At 48.9% G+C, this 19,650-nt stretch carries 17 protein-coding genes and 1 pseudogene; 6 read left to right on the top strand and 12 right to left on the bottom strand.

The window, feature by feature from the left end; genetic code table 11:
* Positions 1–12: 12 nt before the first annotated feature.
* Together WFJ73_RS05650 and WFJ73_RS05645 are read right to left on the bottom strand one after the other, a co-directional pair.
* The gene (locus WFJ73_RS05650; protein WP_336772086.1) at positions 13–2,427 is read right to left on the bottom strand and encodes a glycoside hydrolase family 9 protein; all 2,415 of its coding nucleotides are present in this window, start codon (positions 2,425–2,427) and stop codon (positions 13–15) included.
* Entirely contained in the window at positions 2,424–3,410 is a 987-nt protein-coding gene (locus WFJ73_RS05645; RefSeq protein ID WP_336772085.1) for an ROK family protein, read from the bottom strand. The genes WFJ73_RS05650 and WFJ73_RS05645 overlap by 4 nt, the downstream gene beginning before the upstream one ends.
* 280 nt (positions 3,411–3,690) lie before the next feature.
* Between WFJ73_RS05645 and WFJ73_RS05640 the strand changes: the two genes are divergently transcribed.
* A complete protein-coding gene (locus WFJ73_RS05640) occupies positions 3,691–4,752 on the top strand; it encodes a LacI family DNA-binding transcriptional regulator (RefSeq protein ID WP_336772084.1) in 1,062 nt (353 codons plus the stop codon).
* Positions 4,753–4,916: 164 nt separating this feature from the next.
* On the opposite strand, the gene WFJ73_RS05635 is transcribed toward WFJ73_RS05640, so the two are convergent.
* The 7 genes from WFJ73_RS05635 to chrA form a co-directional block, all read right to left on the bottom strand.
* Positions 4,917–5,573, bottom strand: coding sequence for an SDR family NAD(P)-dependent oxidoreductase (locus tag WFJ73_RS05635; protein ID WP_336772083.1), 657 nt, complete (start codon positions 5,571–5,573; stop codon positions 4,917–4,919).
* A gap of 41 nt (positions 5,574–5,614) precedes the next feature.
* Entirely contained in the window at positions 5,615–6,202 is a 588-nt protein-coding gene (locus WFJ73_RS05630; protein WP_336772082.1) for an FAD-dependent oxidoreductase, read from the bottom strand.
* A complete protein-coding gene (locus WFJ73_RS05625) occupies positions 6,087–6,890 on the bottom strand; it encodes a lyase family protein (RefSeq protein WP_336772081.1) in 804 nt (267 codons plus the stop codon). The genes WFJ73_RS05630 and WFJ73_RS05625 overlap by 116 nt, the downstream gene beginning before the upstream one ends.
* 833 nt (positions 6,891–7,723) lie before the next feature.
* The gene (locus tag WFJ73_RS05620; RefSeq protein WP_336772080.1) at positions 7,724–8,839 is read right to left on the bottom strand and encodes a phosphotransferase; all 1,116 of its coding nucleotides are present in this window, start codon (positions 8,837–8,839) and stop codon (positions 7,724–7,726) included.
* 15 nt (positions 8,840–8,854) lie between these two features.
* Entirely contained in the window at positions 8,855–9,280 is a 426-nt protein-coding gene (locus WFJ73_RS05615) for a GNAT family N-acetyltransferase (protein ID WP_336772136.1), read from the bottom strand.
* 128 nt (positions 9,281–9,408) lie between these two features.
* On the bottom strand, positions 9,409–9,873 hold the full coding sequence (locus tag WFJ73_RS05610) for a hypothetical protein (RefSeq protein ID WP_336772079.1): 465 nt from the start codon (positions 9,871–9,873) through the stop codon (positions 9,409–9,411).
* Positions 9,874–9,902: 29 nt separating this feature from the next.
* Complete coding sequence (chrA, locus tag WFJ73_RS05605; protein ID WP_336772078.1) at positions 9,903–11,075, bottom strand: chromate efflux transporter; 1,173 nt, start codon at positions 11,073–11,075, stop codon at positions 9,903–9,905.
* Between the two features lie 100 nt (positions 11,076–11,175).
* Here chrA and WFJ73_RS05600 point away from each other — a divergent pair, with 100 nt between their 5' ends.
* The 4 genes from WFJ73_RS05600 to WFJ73_RS05585 all read left to right on the top strand — a co-directional run bounded on the left by WFJ73_RS05600 (position 11,176) and on the right by WFJ73_RS05585 (position 14,327).
* A complete protein-coding gene (locus tag WFJ73_RS05600; protein WP_336772077.1) occupies positions 11,176–11,793 on the top strand; it encodes an NUDIX hydrolase in 618 nt (205 codons plus the stop codon).
* A 125-nt stretch (positions 11,794–11,918) separates the two neighbouring features.
* Complete coding sequence (locus WFJ73_RS05595) at positions 11,919–12,146, top strand: FeoA family protein (protein WP_336772076.1); 228 nt, start codon at positions 11,919–11,921, stop codon at positions 12,144–12,146.
* Positions 12,140–14,152 (top strand): ferrous iron transport protein B, encoded by a 2,013-nt coding sequence (gene feoB / locus WFJ73_RS05590; RefSeq protein ID WP_336772075.1) that lies wholly within the window; start codon positions 12,140–12,142, stop codon positions 14,150–14,152. Before WFJ73_RS05595 ends, feoB begins: the two co-directional genes overlap by 7 nt.
* 40 nt (positions 14,153–14,192) lie before the next feature.
* Entirely contained in the window at positions 14,193–14,327 is a 135-nt protein-coding gene (locus WFJ73_RS05585; RefSeq protein WP_336772135.1) for a FeoB-associated Cys-rich membrane protein, read from the top strand.
* Positions 14,328–14,450: 123 nt separating this feature from the next.
* On the opposite strand, the gene fsa is transcribed toward WFJ73_RS05585, so the two are convergent.
* The 3 genes and pseudogenes from fsa to zwf form a co-directional block, all read right to left on the bottom strand.
* Positions 14,451–15,119: a fructose-6-phosphate aldolase gene (fsa, locus tag WFJ73_RS05580; protein WP_127491148.1), complete on the bottom strand. Its 669-nt coding sequence runs from the start codon at positions 15,117–15,119 to the stop codon at positions 14,451–14,453.
* 25 nt (positions 15,120–15,144) lie between these two features.
* Positions 15,145–17,136: a transketolase gene (gene tkt / locus WFJ73_RS05575; protein ID WP_336772074.1), complete on the bottom strand. Its 1,992-nt coding sequence runs from the start codon at positions 17,134–17,136 to the stop codon at positions 15,145–15,147.
* Positions 17,126–18,626 (bottom strand): annotated as a pseudogene (gene zwf, locus WFJ73_RS05570) (glucose-6-phosphate dehydrogenase). The gene tkt and the pseudogene zwf overlap by 11 nt, the downstream one beginning before the upstream one ends.
* A 125-nt stretch (positions 18,627–18,751) precedes the next feature.
* On the opposite strand from zwf, the gene WFJ73_RS05565 reads away from it, so the two are divergent.
* Entirely contained in the window at positions 18,752–19,630 is an 879-nt protein-coding gene (locus WFJ73_RS05565) for a LysR family transcriptional regulator (protein ID WP_336772073.1), read from the top strand.
* Positions 19,631–19,650 lie beyond the last annotated feature (20 nt).

Here is a 19,650-nt window from a genome sequence, read left to right as displayed (position 1 = left end):
GGATTAGCCCTCCTATCGAAACGCCTTGTTTTTGAAATCCATTTCATAGAGGTCCGCAACAATCGACAGCCATTTGCCTGCATTACCCGTCCATACTTCCTTGTAAGTAGCGTTGTTGAACTGCGGCCAATACGGCTCGTCTTCGTTGCCGAAGGTTTGTACGCCAACCGGGATCTCTCCCGTCATTTCGCCGCCCAGAACAGCATACTGCTGCGCATAACGGTAGCCCTCGCCGTACATAAGGGACTGGCCAAACGGATTTTTACCGACGATCCAATGCAGCTGGCCTTCTGCGATATCCAAGAGCTTACGGTCATTTAGATATAATCCGGCGATGGAAGCCGCTTTGCCGGCGGACATGATGATCGCATTGTTGCCTTTAAACGAGAACCATACGGGAAAGCGCTTTAAATAATAGCTGTCATTCAGCTTCACGCCATTCTTCAGCTGTTCGGTGTAATCTTCTTTGGCACGATGGTCGGTCAACAGATGCTGGTAGCCAAAGCTTCGCTCATCAAGATGCTCTTCCGTGTGATATACCCCGCTTGCCAGCATCGGATAAGGCAAGGTGTACACCGCCAGTAACTTTACATATTCCCCGTACAATCGGATGGCTTCCAGCCATTGTGCCGCATCGGGATGCGAGGGTTGTGACTTGTGAACGGCTGCGAACGCCATTAGGTACAAATGCTCCCTGGCCTGATGATTGAAATGCTGCACAACCCGCTTATCCGGGTGACGATAGAAAAAACCCGCAAGTTTTGTACCGACGTCAAGCCGGATACCCTCTTGCTCCTGGCATTCGAGAACATAGGCAATAAACTCGGCGGCTTTTTCCGCGTATCGTGTTTCTCCCGTTGCTTCATATAACATTGATGCCGCCCACGAGGCTGTCGCCATATACAGGCTTTCCGAGGTCTGATACGTGTGCTCCCAGAAGATCGGCTTCTCGTCGAAGCCATGCTGTTCGAATTGCTCCAGCGCATATTGGAAATCTTCCTGAGCGATGCGGAGCAGATGCGCTGAAACGCTTGGCTGCTCCATGAGCTGGCTGTGCATATACGCTTCCATTCCTGCGCAGTAGAAGTTCTCGTAGGCTTGCTTGTGGACGCGAGCCTCAGCATCATCCATGTTGCCGATTCTTCCATCCGTCCAGCGGGTAATGCCGGCACTGGTCGCTCTGTACCCGTCACCGAAACGGGTCTTCAGCATAAAATCAAGTCCCCACTCGCCCTCCTCAAGCAGCCTGAGATACAAATCCTCGTCACGCAGCTTGACCTTCTCCGCCATTTCAAACAAAGCGAATGTTACCTCAGCCGTCTGGATCAGCTGCTGCGACACATCTCCTGCGTCATGCCAGCCGCCGTTAAAGGAAATGACGGTATCCTCATGCTTAGCAACGACATCGGCATGGCAGCTGCCGTGAATGCCGGGAACAGGATAACCGCACCGTTCGCAAAATATAAAGTTCAGCGATTTCCAGATCGAGTCGTGCCACACCGCCTCCGTTTCCCCAATCGTAAAAGCGCCGGAGACGGAGTCGCCTGATTGAAGATAATAGCGGCCTGGACTATTGAAATCTGAAAAATCCAAAACGTCGAAAGAACCCAAGCTGTTGTTCAAGTTCTCGGGGGTGCCGCTGTATACAACATCTCCGGTATTCACATCTCTAAGCCGGTAAGCGTTCTCAGGAATCTGAACGGCGAGCGCCGTCTTGCTGCCCGACCGATGATAGCCGCTGTGAGAGTAGATGAACTGGCCCGGTTTTGGCAGCCAGCCTTTGGATACTTCGTGCCCCGTCACACTCTCCAATTTCACCAGCCTTATTTGAAGAGACATCCGGTCACCGGTCACCCGTTCCTTGCCGTTCAGGAAATAGCTGATCGACAGCTCCGTAATCGCATCTCTTGGCAGCGCCTCTATATTGAGATGAACCGTATTCCATTCTCCATTGTTCAGATTCACGCCGTGAACTCCTTCGCGGTGGTAAATATCCGGAATCGGAATAAGTCCCTCGTTGCGGAATGAAATCATAACATAAGCATTCGGAACACCTGGAAAATCAGGCAACAACTCCACTGTTATTCGATTGTAATGGTCCCAGTTCTCGCCTTGGAAGCTTGCAGCCATCCATGCTGTGCCGAAATTGACATAATCCCCGTCAGCAGGTGCGCCTTCCGGCCAATGGGGCATACGCGTCGGCGAGCTGAGACAAGCTAAACCTTCCGGCGTGCAGCTTAGCTCTCCGACTCCGCGGTGCTTCCATTCCAGCATACCGGTGAATAACTGGCCAGCTTCGTATAGCAAACGCTCCTCAAGCACCGATTGGCGACTCTGCTCTTCCTCAAGGGAGTGCTCCTTACGCAATGGCAGCGGACGATGAATATAGCCGGATTTTTTGACATCCTTCATAAACGACTCCATCATTGCACCTCATCTCTTTTGCCGGTTGTCTCCCAAGCCTCCAGCCCAACCAAAGCTGCTCCAATAAGTGAGGCATCCGGCGACTCCTGCTTTGTCGTAACAATCCCATTAGATACAAAACGCATAGTTCGGGAATTCAAATGTTGTTTAACCCTGTTCCATAAATAAGAGCTTCCTGCCAGCCCTCCGCCAATGACGATTGTGTCCGGATCGCTGACACGAACGAGATTCATGATAAGGGAGGAAAGTGCTTTCGCAGCTGCCTCACTGACGTCGAGTCCCAGCTTATCGCCTGCTTCCGCAGCCTGAAGAATCTCTCGCGCAGCTATGCGCTCGCCTTCCTTGATCTTGATCGAGGTTCCCGGATACCGTTGGTGCAGCGCCATTACCCGCTCATGCATGCCAAGCCCGGAGGCTATCCGCTCTACGCAGCCCAGTCTCCCGCATCCGCATAACACATCCGAATCCGAAGCCACAACCGTATGTCCGATCTCGCCTGCGTTGAAGTGGGAACCTTTAACATACCTCCCGTTTGCGACAAAGCCTGCGGCTATTCCGGTGCCGACATTAAGATAAATAAAATGATCGGACTCTGTCCCCCAACCGAACCTCTGTTCAGATCGCGTGGCGCAGGCGACATCATTGTCCACGCCGCAAGGCAGTCTGAACCGGGATTCCATAATTGCTTTGACATCCGTCAATCGTGATTTTCCCGGTTCAATTTCATGCCAGATGCCCCGCTTCTGATCCACCCGTCCAACAACAGCGATTCCAATGCCAAGCTGACGTTTCGCCACGAAAGGGACGGTGTGTATGTAGTCCTCAACAGCTTGAATGATTTGTTGCATAGCGGCCTCTTGAGATGTAGTGTCGCTTGGATAAAGCTTTGAACGGAGAATGTTTCCTTCGGGTGTTATCTCTCCCAATAACATTTTCGTTCCGCCAAGATCTACCGCAAGAATGGAAGATGGAATCTCTCTGTCCAAAGCTAACAACCCCTGACTTTATATTTGGTAACGTTACCAAATTTGAACGTCACAATTTCTTTACACAGCCAATGTAACAGACTGGTAAATGACATGTCAACACGAAATTTTCCAGATAATTTCATAAAAATTTGGTCTCTTCGGCGTCCAAACGATTATTTATATATGTCAGCACGTTAAGCGGAAATTTATTTGGTAACGATACCAAATTTGTTCTTGCTAAATGAAAACGACTGGGTTAGAATCTATCCAAATGCCGGTTGCAAAAGGATGTGCCCCTTTGAAAAGTAAGATTACCATTACCGAAATTGCCGATAAATGCGGCGTTTCCGTATCCACCGTATCACGCGTGCTTAACAACAGCCCTTCCGTTTCGCCGAAGAAGCGCGCGCTGATTCAACAAATGATCGATGAATATAATTACACTCCCAGTGTTTTTGCAAGAGGCATGGTCAATCATAAGACGAAAAATATCGGCGTTATCCTCCCGGATATCACTAATCCTTACTTTGCCTCTTTGTTCTTGCAAATCGAAAGCTTCGCGTTAAAAAATATGTACGCAACGATTCTATTCAATACGATGTTTGCCCGCAACCCCGATAAATATGATACGCCTCTCAGTGAAGAAGACTATTTTAAGATTATTCTGGAGAAGCAAGTAGACGGCGTCCTTATTCTCGGCGGTCAGATCGATAAGGATGACGTACCGGAGAACTTCATCCATGCCTTGAATCAGCTCCACAAGTCAGTGCCTGTCGTAATCGTCGGCTCCCGAATTGACGGATGCGAGTGCTTGTTCGTAGAACGCAATTCGAGGCAGGGCGTGACTTCAATCGTGAATCATTTTATCGCGCTCGGGCATGAGCGGATCGGATTTGTCGGTGGCGAGCCAGGAATACGCATTACGTCCTCCCGCATCGAAGCTTTCAAACAAACCATGAAAGCCTATCATCATGATGTGAACGACTTATACATCGTAACGTCGGATTATTATGCGCCTGACGGTTATTCGGCGATGAACCAACTGCTAGATCAGAATAGCGGCAAGTTGCCGACGGCTATAATAGCGATTAATGATATGGTTGCGCTTGGCGCAATCCGTGCCATGAAGGACCGTGGCCTGGAATGTCCTTCCGATATCGCTATTGCAAGCTGCGACCAATTCCCTCACAGTGATTACAGCATCCCGCGCCTGACGTCCATGGACCTGCATAACGAGTATCTCGGCCGCATGGCGGTTATGCAGCTGATTAGCGCGATCAACGGCTCGGAAGAAGCAATCAGTATTAATCACATGCCGGAGCTAATTATTAGGGAGTCGTGCGGGGCTTCGCGGCGGTAATGACCGCATACCGAGGAAGCTCTGCCTCTCCCAACGGCAGGGCAGCGAAAAATGGGTAGAGCGTAACGAGTCTAACTGGCGACGCATCGCTGTCCTATTGCACGTTGAACAGAACAAAGGAGCATGGCGAAATCGCCATGCTCCTTCATCCTTATCGTTATCGATCAAGATTCCGCGAAGATATATTCCACTTCGTCGCGAGTCTGGTACAATTGCCAATACCTCTCCGCGATATCGTCCGGATCGTAGAAGGTCCCCTTGGATACATAACCGCCGATAGTGACGGTTCCTACATAAACGTTATGGGGCTTTAACTCCTGCGCTAATGAATAGGCAAGCGAACGGACACCTGCCTTGCCGATCGACAATGAGGAGTAATCTGCGTTCGGATAGAGGGCCAAACCTCCGCCCGTGATTAGAATCGCCCCATCCTTCCGCTTAACGAAATCCGGCACGACTTGTTTGACGCTCGTGAGAGCGCCCACGACATTCACTTTGAATTCCTTGATCAATTGTTCCTCGTCCAAAGCGGACACTGTCGATCTGGAGATGACAGCCGCATTGTAGAGCAGGACATCGGGCGTGCCGTATTGCTCGCGAATGATCCCGAAAGCTTGGGCAACCGACTCCGATTTCGAAGCATCAGCCGAGACGGTAAACACTTCGATAGAATGGTCTCTCAGCTCTCTGGCCAGTACATCGAGCGAAGTTTGATTGCGTGCAACGAGAACGACCTTGAACGAATGAGCACCGAATTTACGTGCGACGGCTGCGCTAACACCCGGACCAGCACCTATAATCACTAGAAGGGATTTACTCATACGAAACACTCCTCTGCGTTTAAGTTTTACGATTCTAACTCTTAACTAGCAAAACGGGATAGGCGAAACGAAGAGATATCCCGTGAGGTTTTCCCGTTCAGAGCCAAGTCTGCCAAGACCTCGCCGATCGCGCTGGCGAACTTGAAACCGTGGCCCGAGAAACCTCCGGCAATGACAACGTTCTGGTAGAGCAGATGGTGGTCGATGATAAAGTCTTCGTCCGGCGTCAATTCGTACTTGCATACCGCGCCGCGAAGCAGCTTGCCTGCAGCGCCGGGCAAATAAGACTCCAAAGCTTGCCGAAGATCCTCTTCGTCTTCCGGATAGGCTCCGAACGGAGCTAGCGTTTTACCCGGTTCCCAAGGAACGCCGCCATCGTGGCGCCCGATCTTAACACCAGCGCCGTCTATGCTCGGGAACCCGTAGAAGCCGCCGTTCTTGGTGCCGATCGTAAATCCAGGAAAGACGCTGCTGGCGAACGTTGAGTCAGCCGTCTCGAACCATCCGACGACTTTACGTACGGAACGAATCGGAAGGGACAGGAACGACTGAAGCATCTTGAACCAGGCACCCGCGCTTAGGATCACTCGTTCGGCATGATAGCTTCCTCCTTTCGTATGTACTGTCACGCTTCCGTCCTTTTCCGTCCGAAGTCCCGTGACGAAGGTTCCAGCTAGAGATGAAGCTTAGGATCGCCAGTGTCGCTAGTGCCGGCTTCATCAGGGGAAGCGCTATGGAGGAGAACACCCTCCACTCGTTCAATCCGTCGATGCGCGCCGCGTCGAGAAGTTCCGAAGGCAGCGACTCCATAAACTGGCGCATGAGGAAGATTCCAAAAGCGGAGATGAGGCCGGTAATGCCCGGGTTCTGCTCTTCGAATTGTTTGATCAAGGCGGCCCGCAGACGACGGACATCCCGTGAGAGCGAATCCGACACCGCTGCGATATAATGCCCGACGGTCGTCGGCTGCGCTTGCTGCGTATGCGTATAGCCGATCATTAGCGTCTCTGCATGTTCTTCCGCGAAATCAATGAGCCGCTCCTGCAGCTCAAGCCCAGAGGCGATGAGGGTCAGCAGCTTAGCCCTTAGGACGATGCGATAGATCGCGATTCCCATGTCGTTGCGGCTGCGGGCGAGATGCAGATGACCTGTCGTCTCTCCGCCTAAATGCTCGAGTTCATGTTCCACTTCGAAGAATAAATCCTCAAACTCGCCGGTATAATGGCCGTTCTCCAGTTTCTTCAGATCGAGATTCTGAAGCATCTCGGCAATGATCGCAGCGTCCTCTTCGGCGACGAGACCCTGCTCTTCGAGCATGATGAGGTGCGCCTTGCTGACCGCGATCATCGGTCCTAACAATGCCTTCTTGGCCTGTTCGTACGCTGGCTCGAGAACGAGCTCCGCGTAAGTTCTGCCAGGGAAGGTGTCTCCCTCCTCCCGTTGCCGTTGTCGCGCATCCGGCATTTTCATCACTCCAATCTGCATGATCCTGTCTTCCAAACAAAAAAGGAGACCTTCCTCCCGCAAGGGATGAGGTCTCCAGTTATCTGGTAGAGTATAAGTCCGATAATTCCAATTGTCATTCTTTAATTTATCACATCGTAGCATTGCGTCTCTCAAGGTGTCAATCGCTAGCCTTATTAATAATTCCTATTGCAGAATTTGGAATATTTATAGATGTATATCCGAACATTTAGCTGTAAGGGCTTAAGCAGCTTCCCCATCTCCACATTCGCATGCCTATAGCGGGCAAACAAGTAATGAAGTCAGTAGTCGATAAGCATTCAAGCAAAATGCAAAAGGGAGCAACTCCCGTCCGCAATACGCTCCCTGTATCATACTTATTATCCCACGCCGGCGGCTGTCGAGTTGTGTTGAGCAATTGCTCTTCGTTATCGTAAAACCCAATGTTCCCTTTGTAAGTAAAAATAAATTAACTGATCTCTTAATTCTCTTTCACTTTTAAAATTAAGCTTTTGTAGTAACTTTATTGATCTATCGTTTTCTTGCTCAACAGTAGCATCAATGATTTCTAAGTTCATCTGTATGAAACCAAAATCGATTACAGGCATTAATGCGCTTCTCTATTTTTACATGGTGTAATATCCATATATTTTAATGCTTAAAGACGGAATCAGTGTCTTCTAAAGTCAGAATTTTGAGTCGCGTATTCCTTCTGCCTCCATGGCGCTTTCCATCTGCAGTTTCGTAATAATCATCAGTTTTCTACTTTCTGGTGAGTCTGGATTATGTGCGACCTTCTTAAGCATCTTCGGAACTTCCCACACCGAGCGTAAAGAAAACGAAGCAAGATAGCCGAAACGGACCAGCTCTTCATCCCCCTGCCACCTCGTCTTTCTTAACCCGCTTAAATAAGAAGTCATCAATAGCTCGCGATACTCCTCAAAACGATCGACCGGTACCTGGCCACGACTCACGCCTAAACCCAAGAACCGTCCTAGATCTTCACCAGCCCCTGATATACTTGCGAACTGCCAATCTATCAATGTTAGCCTTCCTTCACGCTGGCGTACATTATTCAGCATGATGTTCTGCTCATAAAAATCCTGATGGGAAAATGTTCTCGGAAGCTGTTCTAGTGCAATCAGCCAATCCTCGATCCAATGTTCAAACAAATGAAATTGGTTTAAAATTGCGGCCACTCTTTTATCCGAAAGCAAAACCCTTCTAGTGTCAGCATCAGGCTCATAGCGGTATTTTCCGCACTCCTGTATCCACGATCGCATCCATTGCCGGTTAATCCAATTGTATTCCGGAAGCGGCTTTCCAAGCAGATACTCGGCTTGAATCTCGCCAAGCTTTTCCGTTACGTAGCTGTAATCATCCCGCTTCCATGGCCGTTCTTCATGTCCCACATCTTCCATCCACAACCAAATGGAACCATCCTCTTTTTCGTCTATGGCATAACATTTGGGAGTTAAAAGGGTCGATGGAACATGCTCTAGTAATCCTGATCCATAAACTAAGCTTTCTCGCCGCCAATAGTTATAATGTGCAGGGTTATCTCGGATAGGATCAGGAATAACGATTTTTAGAATAATGGACCATGTGCGACGCTCACCGTCATTGTTTTTGCTTGTACCCGCTATGCGATAGACTCCGTCCGTTACGAAGTTTTTGTTTTCCTGGCCAATCGATTCGCATCTCCATTCCGTAATAACGCCAAACTCAAACCCAGTACAGGTGTTAGACAAATGAACAAGCCGTTCCTTATCCAATTGTTCCGATATATTCTGTACGCTCATTCGAATTCTCCTATCCTATACAATCGTTTTCTTAAAGTAATAATGATTGCTTCCGATAGGCGCTTCTTCAAACACGGCAACCTGAACATAACCATGCTTAAGATAGAATAGAGGAGCTTGAAAACTGAACGTGTTTAGCTTAATAAACGTGCAGCCCTTCTCTCTAGCAATCTGCTCGATCTGATTCAACAGTTGCGCCCCGTATCCCTTACCTCTCTGAGTGTCGTCAATCCACAGGATTTCGACTTCAATCCAGTTCCAGCAAAGGGTGGACAACATCCCCCCAATAATGCTGCCGTTCTCGTCCTTCAACGTTAAGTTGATCTCTTCATAGCGCGAACTTAAGTCTTCCGGAACATGCTTAGCGTTAAACTCGATTAGTTTGTTTCTAATGTAGGTGCTTTCTTCTTCTTTGCCAAATGAAATAGTAGTACCGGACATAGTCATTCCCCTCATCCCCTTAATCATCCAATAAGAATGTATGTTCTCCAAATGTTTGGCAATATCCTTTTTAAGTAATAGAAAAAAATGTAACCCCACTCAAATTTTTGAATGGGGTTACACACAAATTATAGCCCTAATTTCTTGATCTCCGTCTCATACTCTTCCTGCTTAAAAATAAATGGCGGAATCTTCTCGAGCCAATTCACCCGGTACCCAATGTATTCAAGGGTCTCTATTTTTTCATCGCCTGAACTTAGATCATAACCAATCCGATTCCATCTAATTAAACGGCCCTGTTTCTCAACCTCCGCAACGAGCAATGTACACCACAGATCGCAATCATCGGGACACATAAGAACGGGAAGGAGCACAACCGGATCTGAAGAATGATAGCGGCTCAGAACAAATGCCTTTTCGGCAGGCATACTCATCCAATCCGGAATTGTCGGAACCAGTCCGAATATATTCTTTTCAGGATATTGTTCATTTAATAAGTAGTCCAACGAAGCGCCATCCACGACGAAGCAATAGTGTTCATCGACACAGTATTTACTCTTCATCTTTTTAACTTCAAATTTATTAATATGCATCGCAGTTCACTCCAAACCAATCAGCTCTATCAAATATACCCCAGCACCCATCCTCCCGCTAACCCCGCAAGCACAACCAGCCAAGGCGGCAGCTTCCAGTAGACAAGCATTCCGAACAGCAGTAAGGCAAGCACAAAATCCTGCGGCTCCTGCACGGCAGTAATCCATAACGGATTATAAAGAGCGGCGAGCAGGATGCCTACTACCGCTGCATTTATGCCTACAAGCGCGCCTTGCACCTTCGCATTGTGCCGAAGCGTACTCCAGAACGGCAATGCTCCAGCCATCAGCAGAAAAGCCGGCAGAAAAATCGCTACCGTGGCCACTAGAGCTCCCTTTACGCCGCTTATCATCGCACCGAGGTAAGCCGCTATTGTAAACAGCGGTCCGGGAACAGCTTGCGTTGCACCGTATCCAGCCAGGAAATCTGCTTTGCTCATCCAACCCGTAGGTACGACTTCCCGCTCCAATAATGGCAGCACCACATGACCACCTCCGAAGACGAGCGAGCCCGATCGATAGAAGCTCTCGAACAAGGCCAGCAATCCTTCTCCGCCAACGAACTGCCTTACAACCGGCAAGCCTATTAACATAGCTGCAAAAAGGACCAGACAAAGCATGCCTGCCCGTCTGCTGATGGGTACTTGCACTTCAGTGCCAGCTTCCGTTACTTGGGCATTTCTATACAAGAGATAACCGATGCCACCGGCCGCCAGGAGAATAAGAATCTGACTTACGGCAGTCTGCCACAATAAAGTGATGGCCGCAGCCAAGATAGCCAGAGTCGCCCGGCTCCGGTCCGGCGCAAGCTTTTGCCCCATACTTAATACCGCTTGAGCAACAATGGCAACCGCTACAATTTTCAATCCGTGGATCCAGCCGGAATTTCCGATATCGAACCCTTGCATAAGTAGAGCAAACAAGATAAGAAGGATAACCGAAGGCATTGTAAACCCGATCCACGCAGCTACTCCTCCAAGCCATCCTGCTCGCAAGATGCCTATCCCAATCCCAACCTGGCTGCTCGCAGGACCGGGCAGGAACTGCGCTAAGGCAACAAGATCCGCATAACTGCGTTCATCCATCCAGCGTCGACGCTTTACATACTCATTGTGAAAATAACCAAGATGTGCGGTAGGACCGCCAAACGATGTGCATCCAAGCTTAAAGGATACGACCAGTACTTCAAATAGTGCCTTCAATTAAAAGGTTCCTCTCCTTGCTTTTTCCCTTATTATATAAATATATAGCTATCAAGTTAATCGCTTTTACGATTTCTTAAAAAAGGATGGTAATAGAGACATGGAGCCAAAATGGTTAGAGTGGGCCAAGCAAATACAAGCTATCGCCCAAACGGGCTTGACGTACGCGACGGATGTTTATGATATCGAGCGTTACGAGGCATTGCGTCAGATGAGTATCGAAATTCTGGCTGAATATACGTCCGTCAGCCATGAGCAAATCGCCCTTGCTTTCGCAAGCGACAAAGGATACACCACTCCAAAAACCGATATCCGTGCGGTAGTGTTCCGAGATAACAAGATCCTTTTAGTCCGAGAAAAAATGGACGGCGGTTGGTCCATGCCTGGCGGCTGGAGCGACATCGGTTACTCTCCTAAGGAAATAGCCGTCAAAGAAACGAAGGAAGAAGCCGGCTACGATACCGCTGCTGTGCGTCTGCTCGTTGTACTGGACAAGAAATTTCATAATCATCCTCCCAGCCCCTACCACGTCTATAAAATGTTCATTTTATGCGAGATCATTGGAGGCCAGGCTGAAGCAGGCGTGGAAACGAGTGATGTCGGATTCTTCGGCCTCGACGAGCTGCCCGAGCTTTCTATTGAAAGGAATACCGTAGAGCAAGTCCGGTTGATGTTCGAATATCTCCAAAATCCCGGCAAAGAAGTTATTGTTGATTAATTTTCCGGTTGTTCTCTTGTTCAATAATTTAACCATTGCAATTTGCAGCGGATTAACCTATTATAATCCTCAGTTATTTGATAATGATTTTCATCCTTAGAATAGAAAATGGTGGAATGATTAACATGGTTTTGCTGGAAACTTCGATTGGTTCTAAAGTAAAAGTGATGAATTTGGACCAGGTCCATTCTCTGGTTCGCCGCCGTCTTGGAGACCTCGGCGTTAGGGAAGGATCCGTCATTTCGCTGCGCAGAATAATGCCGTTTGGCGGACCATGCACATTGGAAATTAATGGACTATGGATAGCTATTCGCCGCAAGGATGCGGTAAGCATTGTGGTGGGCGCATGTTGAGCATTGCCTTAACCGGAAATCCGAATACCGGCAAAACTTCGCTCTTCAATATGCTTACCGATTCCTATGAATATGTAGGCAATTGGGCAGGCGTAACGATTGAAAAAAAGGTTGGAGTCCTTAATAACAAGCAAGGACAACTCGTTGACCTTCCAGGCATATATTCGCTAAGCCCGTTATCCCGTGATGAAGGGGTAACCACATTATATCTGCTTGAGGAATCGCCTTCTCTGCTGCTTAACGTCGTGGACGCTTCGCAGCTGACAAGGAATCTTCATTTAACGGTGCAGCTGCTGGAATACGGCAAACCGGTTGTTCTAGCTCTCAACATGATTGATGTAGCCAAGAACAGAGGACTTGAAATCGATGTCGAGCTGCTGGCTCAAAAAATCGGCATTCCAATCATACCCGTAATTGCGCGTTCGGGATATGGCTGCGATAAATTGCTGCAGACAGCGATGAATCCATTAGACAGTGCTCATCCATCCCATCCGGAGCCTTTTGATTACGGAACTATTTTAGAGACTGCTATTGCCAAGCTTGAAGAAAGGCTGCCGGAAAACGTAGAACCAAAGCGCTGGCTTGCCTTGCAATTTTTCGAAGGGAATATTCCAGTCCTGCAGATGCTTCGCCAATACATTGATCCTGTATGGCTTCAGGCTTTCTACAGTGAGACCGAGGAACGAATTCGAGCTGCGTTTGACGGCAAGAAGCTGCCGGATTTCATTCGCGACCAGCGAGCAGCCATTATTGATGAATGGCTTCAAAGCGCAGTCCGCGAATCGAAGACGGCTCAAATTACGTTATCCGAGCGTATAGACGCGGTCGTCATGAATAAATATCTTGGCATTCCGGTATTCCTGGCCTTTATGTACTTCACGTTTAAGCTGACCTTCGACTGGATTGGCACACCGTTATCCGATTTGCTGGATTCCCTATTAAACGGCCCTATCAGGGATAGTTTGAACATACTCCTCGATAAGGCAGATGCGGCGGCCTTTATTAAAGCTCTTATTTTAGACGGGATTGTCGGCGGGGTTGGCGGCGTACTCGTGTTTGTACCTCAGATCTTCATGTTATTCCTGATCATCTCGTTTATTGAGGATTCCGGGTACATGGCTCGAATTGCTACCGTAATGGATAAACTGCTTGAAGGCGTTGGCCTGAATGGAAAAGCGTTTATTCCAATGATTATCGGATTTGGCTGCAACGTACCCGGCATCATGGCGGCGCGGACGATCGAACAGCCGAAGGAGCGCCTTCTTACCATTCTATTGACGCCGTTAATGTCTTGCTCCGCCAGATTATCCGTATACAGTTTGTTTGTTGGGACCTTCTTTAAGTCGAATCAGGCACTTATCGTATTGTCGCTGTATGTCCTTGGCGTCGTTGTTGCTCTTCTTCTGGCATTCATTTTCAGCCGTACGCTGGAAAAAGAAGAGGAATCGATGTTTATAGTGGAAATGCCTCCTTACCGCATCCCGCAATGGCGTTCGCTGTCCCGCAGCACCTGGGAGAAAGGCAAAGGCTTTGTCCGCAAAGCCGGAACATTTATTTTCGGAGGCTCCGTCGTCATATGGCTGCTAGGCTATACCGGATTCCAAGGCTGGGACGTTCCGATGAACGAAAGCTTCCTGCAGACGATTGGTTCTATTATCGCCCCTATCATGGCTCCATTGGGATTTGGAAACTGGCAGGCTGGCGCAGCGCTTATTACAGGGTTCCTGGCCAAAGAGGTTGTCGTATCCACCATGGGCATTATTTATGCCGCACCTACCCAGGCAGGACTTGAAGGCGCGATTACGCATTTCTTCACACCGCTTCAGGCATACAGCTTTATGGCCTTTATCCTTCTGTACGTACCATGCCTTGCAACGGTTGGCGTAATCCGCAAGGAGACCAAGTCGGCCAAATGGACTTGGTTCTCGGTCGGATACGCGCTTATTGTCGCTTATATCATTGCTTTTATCATTTATCGAGGAGGCTTGCTGCTAGGCTTCCACTAGTCTATCAAAAGGGAGAGGATGCTTTTTGGTATTCAGCATTGTGGCTGGTATTGCAATATTCGGCTATGCCGGCTGGACGTTGACCCGCTATATCCGCAAGACTAAGCAAGGCAAATGTGCGGCGTGTTCTTTGCAATCCTCATGCCAAACATCCTGCTCAAGCATGACCGAATAGCTTGCATTAGTCAAAATTTAAAATTGAAGATGCCGGTCGAATGATCGGCATCTTTTTAAACGAACAGAAGGCCGTCCCATTGTCATCAGCGACTAATGGAACGGCCTTTTTTAATACTTATGATTACTGTTGAGTCGTCTTTTTCCAGTCTGCCGCAAATTTGTCCATGCCTTGATCCGTCAACGGATGCTTCGAGATCTGCTCGATTACCGAGAACGGAACCGTTGCAATGTGTGCGCCAGCCATTGCTACGCGGGTAACATGGTCAGGGTGGCGGACAGATGCCGCGATAATTTGCGCATCCAGATTATGAACACGGAACAGTTCAGCAACTTTCGCAACCAGTTGAACGCCATCTTCGGAGATATCGTCCAAGCGGCCAAGGAAAGGCGATACGTAAGTCGCGCCAGCACGTGCAGCAAGAAGCGCTTGGTTAACCGTGAAGATCAGGGTTACGTTTGTTTTAACCCCTTTTTTCGTCAGGTAACGACAAGCTTCAAGACCGGCCAAAGTCATAGGCAGCTTGATTGTAATATTTTTATCGTAATTGTTAATTTTAATGAGTTCGTCCGCCTGCGCAATCATCTCTTCCGCTGTCAGCGCATCTGGCGTTACTTCCGCAGATACCGATTCAACTTCGGGTACTTCGCGCAAAATTTCAGCAATACGGTCTTCGAACTTAACGCCTTCTTTGGCAACAAGCGACGGGTTTGTCGTTACGCCGGACAATACGCCAATTTTGTAGGCTTTCTTAATATCTTCCAAGTTTGCTGTATCGATGAATAATTTCATTATTAACAACCTCCGAATAATATTATTAGTTAAATTCTTTAGCTAATTTTACTACATTTTGCGTGCTGAATCCAAAGTATTCCATAACTGCAGTTCCAGGACCCGAAGCGCCAAACGTATCAATGGACATGATTTTGCCCTCTTTGCCGGCATAACGGTCCCAGCCAAGCGAGATACCTGCTTCAATCGTAATCCGTTTCGCTACCGCGTCGGGAAGTACGCTTTGCTTGTACTCTTCGGATTGGCGGTCGAACAGCTCACGGCTCGGCATTGCCACAACGCGAACCGAAATACTCTCTTGTTCGAGCTCTTTCTTCGCGTCAACGGCAAGGGATACCTCGGAGCCTGTACCAATCAGGATCACATCAGGCTGGCTATTTGTTTCCGTCAGGACGTAGGCGCCTTTTGCCACGTTTTCCACGTTAGCTTTCGTTTCTTCATAGATCGGCAGGTTCTGTCTGCTGAGGATCAAGGCTACCGGACCCTCCTGCTGCTGCAACGCGTAAGCCCATGCGCTAGCCGTCTCGTTCGCATCGGAAGGACGGATAACCGTCAGACCAGGAATCGTACGGAGTGCCGCGAGCTGCTCGACAGGTTCATGAGTAGGACCGTCTTCCCCAACCGCGATGGAGTCATGCGTGAACACGTAAGTGACAGGCAGCTTCTGAAGCGCAGCAAGGCGAATGGACGGACGCAGATAATCGCTGAATACAAAGAACGTACTAACGAAAGGTTTTACGCCACCATGCAGCGCCATACCGTTGCCGGCTGCACCCATCGCATGCTCGCGTACGCCGAAGTAAACGTTGCGGCCAGCGTAGGAGTCAACCGCAAACTTGCCTTCACCGCGGATATCCGTCATCGTCGAGTGGGACAGATCGGCGCTGCCGCCAAAGATCGAAGGAACGATTTTCACGAAATGATTAATCGCTTCGCCGCTCGCTACGCGAGTCGAGATCGATTTCGAGGTGTCGAAGGTCAGTATGTCAGCCGCATCGAGCTTAAACGTGCCGTTCAGTACTTGCCCAAACTCACTGCCTTGCTCAGGATATTGCGCTGTGTACGAAGCAACCAGCTCGTTCCAAGCAGCTTCCTTCGCAGCACCCTGCCCCTTCAGTTCGGCAAAATGAGCTTTTACTTCCTCCGGTACCGTAAATTCTTCTTCATACTTCCAGCCGTAAACCGCTTTTGTAGCAACCGCTTCTTCCTTGCCAAGTGGATTGCCGTGTACTTTATTGGTACCCGCAACTTTACTGCCGTAACCAATGATCGTACGAACTTCGATGATTGTTGGTTGGGAAACGTTTTGCTTCGCTTTCTCAATCGCTTCGGAAATAGCGGCAAGATCATTGCCGTCTTCTACCCGCAAGTATTCCCAACCAGCAGATTCCGCTCTCTTGCGAACATTTTCTCCGAACGACAGATTAAGTTCGCCGTCGAGGGAAATATCATTCGAATCGTACAGCACGACTAGTTTGCCCAGCTTCATGTGTCCAGCCATCGACATCGCCTCATAGGAAATACCTTCCATCAAGCAGCCGTCTCCAACAAGAGCGTACGTATAATGATCAACAACCGGGAAGCCTTCCTGGTTGTATTTGGCAGCCAAATGCGCTTCAGCCATCGCCATGCCAACCGCGTTCGCAATCCCTTGACCAAGCGGTCCCGTAGTAGCGTCTACGCCGTCCGTATGACCGAATTCAGGATGTCCAGGCGTCTTGCTGTTGAGCTTGCGGAATTGCTTCAGATCCTCGATGGAAACTTGGTACCCCGTCAAATGCAAAAGGCTGTACAGCAAAGCGGAGCCATGACCAGCCGATAAAACAAAGCGGTCGCGGTTGAACCATTTGGCATTTGCAGGGTTATGCGACAAATGCTTGCCCCATAGCGCGTATGCCATCGGAGCCGCCCCCATCGGCAGCCCCGGATGACCGGAATTCGCGGCGTTGATTGCATCGATCGACAATGTACGGATCGTATCGATGGATAATTGATCAATGTCCAATTTAGTAAGCATACTCTTCATCCTTCCGTTTCGTTTCTGTATTTTCCTTCGAATCAAACCACCAATGGAAGCCGTCTTCGGCTAACAAAGCGTCAGCCTCTGCCGGTCCATTCGAGCCCGCTTCATAAGAAGCGAGTGGAACCAGATTGTCCTGGAATGCATCCAGAATCGGCTGCACCCAAGCCCAGGCAAGCTCCACCTCATCCCAATGCGCGAAGAAGGTCGGATTCCCGACAAGCGCATCGAAGATCAGGTTCTCGTAAGCCTCGGGAATATCCTTGCTGCTCTCGTGCAGCTGGATTTGAACCGGCTTAAGTTCGCCGTTCTCCTTCGTATTGAGCTGAAGCATAATGCCTTCGTTAGGGTTAATCTCAATCAGAAGAAGATTAGGAGCTCCGCCAAGCGCAACCGTTGAAGCTTGATGCAAAGCTTCCTTAAACTCCACCACAATGCGGGTTGATTTCTCGCTTAGCCTTTTACCGGTCCGGATATAGAACGGTACTCCTCGCCAGAAATAATCATCCACTTGCAGCTTCGCCGCAATGTATGTGTCGTTCATGGAGCTGGCGGCAATGCCGGGCTCGGAGCGGTAGCCTTTTACCGGATTGCCACCGATCGAACCGGAAGTATATTGTCCGCGAATGACATTCGCGCTTACCTCCGATTTCGACAGCGGAATCAGGGCTTCCATAACTTGCTTCTTATGCTTCCTTACATCCCCCCGGCGAGCTGTTGTGCGGTAGATGAATCGCCAGCATCATTAGCATTTGAAGCATATGGTTCTGGAACATGTCTCTAACGGCGCCTACATGATCGTAATACCCCGCACGTTCTTCAACACCAACCGTTTCGCTTGCCGTAATTTGTACATTTGCTATATATCGGTTGCTCCACAGAGCTTGAATGATCGGGTTAGCTGATTCCAGAACTTCAAGGTTCTGAACCATTGGTTTGCCCAGATAGTGATCAATCCGGTAAATTTCTTCTTCGGAAAAAGATTTGCTCAGCTGCTCGTTCAAATCGCGGGCTGATTGCAGATCATGGCCGAACGGCTTCTCGATAACCAGGCGTTTCCAGCCTGCAGCGGAGCCAAGACCGCTCTCCGCAATATTCGAAGCGATTGTCGTGAAGTACTCCGGGCCTACCGATAAATAGAACATCCGGTTGGGCGGAAGCTGAAGAGCACTTTCACGCTCCTCGATAATACCCAGCAATTTCTTATAATCATCTGTACGGCCGATATCGAGAACCGTATAGCGGAATTTGCGAATGAAGGTTTGCATTAAATCCTGATCTTGAATCTCGCGTCTTGAGAACTGGCGGAGAGATTGTTCGATATTCGATTGGAAGAACTCGTCGGTCCATTCCCGTCTCCCGAGACCAATTAGGGAAAAGGCCTCCGGAAGCTTTCCGTCAACGAATAAATTGTATAGGGCTGGATATATTTTTCTTTTGGCTAAATCGCCGGTAGCACCAAATAAAACAAACGTTACTGGTTCCATGGTTGCTCTCCCTCCAACAGAACTTTTTGAAAAGCTTCTGTTTTATTTTTCTGTAATTCCACTATAATACGATTAGGAGCCATACAAGTAATTAATATATTTTACAGGAGCTATCGACCACATCTATGACTAATAACTATGAACTATACAAAGTGTTTTATTGGGCTGCCAAGACAGGCAGTTTGACCCAGGCCGCAAAAGTCCTCTACCTAACTCAGCCAAGCGTTAGCCATGCGATCAAGCAACTCGAGGAAAGCTTTGGTCTGACGCTGTTTTTCCGCAATTCCAAGGGGGTTGCCCTAACCCAGGAAGGAACGATTTTGTACTCCTATATCGAGCAGTCCCAGATCTTGATCAACATGGCCGAAGAGAAAATGATTGCGCTTAAAAATTTGGACAACGGCGAGCTTCGAATAGGCGGCAGCGATTCCTTGTTTAAACATTATCTGCTCCCTTACCTGGAGGATTTCATCAAGAAATATCCCGGCATCAAGCTGCATTTGAACCACGGCACGACGCCGGAAGTGATTACTTTTCTGAAAGAGGGCAAAATAGATCTTGGAGTTGTCCGCATGCCAATCGTGGATCCTCAGCTTGAAGTCAAGGAAAGCTTTCAGCTTCAGGATTGCTTTGTGGCCGGGGCGGTTTATAACGATCTGAAAAACAGGGTCTTGTCCCTAAACACGCTGCTTCAGTATCCCATCATTCTATTCTCCCGCAACAGTCGGGCTCGTATGACGATCACGGAGATTTTCCAGAGCTACGGTTACATGATCAAGCCGGAAATTGAGGTCGGCAGCGTCGATCTGCTGATCGAGTTCGCGCGAAGAGGTCTCGGGATTTCATACGTTACCCGCGAGTTTGTCGCGAAGGAGCTTGCGGAAGGCTCCTTGTTCGAGATCCAGCTCGACATTCCGCTTCCTCCATCCCACATCGGAATGATGAACATGCGGAATATGCCGCTGTCCAGCGCAGCCAAGCGGTTTATCGAGCAGATAAAATAATAAGAAAGAGCCAAGAACGA

The organism is Paenibacillus sp. MMO-58 (genome assembly GCF_037146255.1).
Taxonomy (GTDB): Bacteria; Bacillota; Bacilli; order Paenibacillales; family Paenibacillaceae; genus Pristimantibacillus.
The sequence above is the reverse complement of the archived record's forward strand: the minus strand, read 5'-3'. Positions and strand labels throughout refer to the sequence as shown.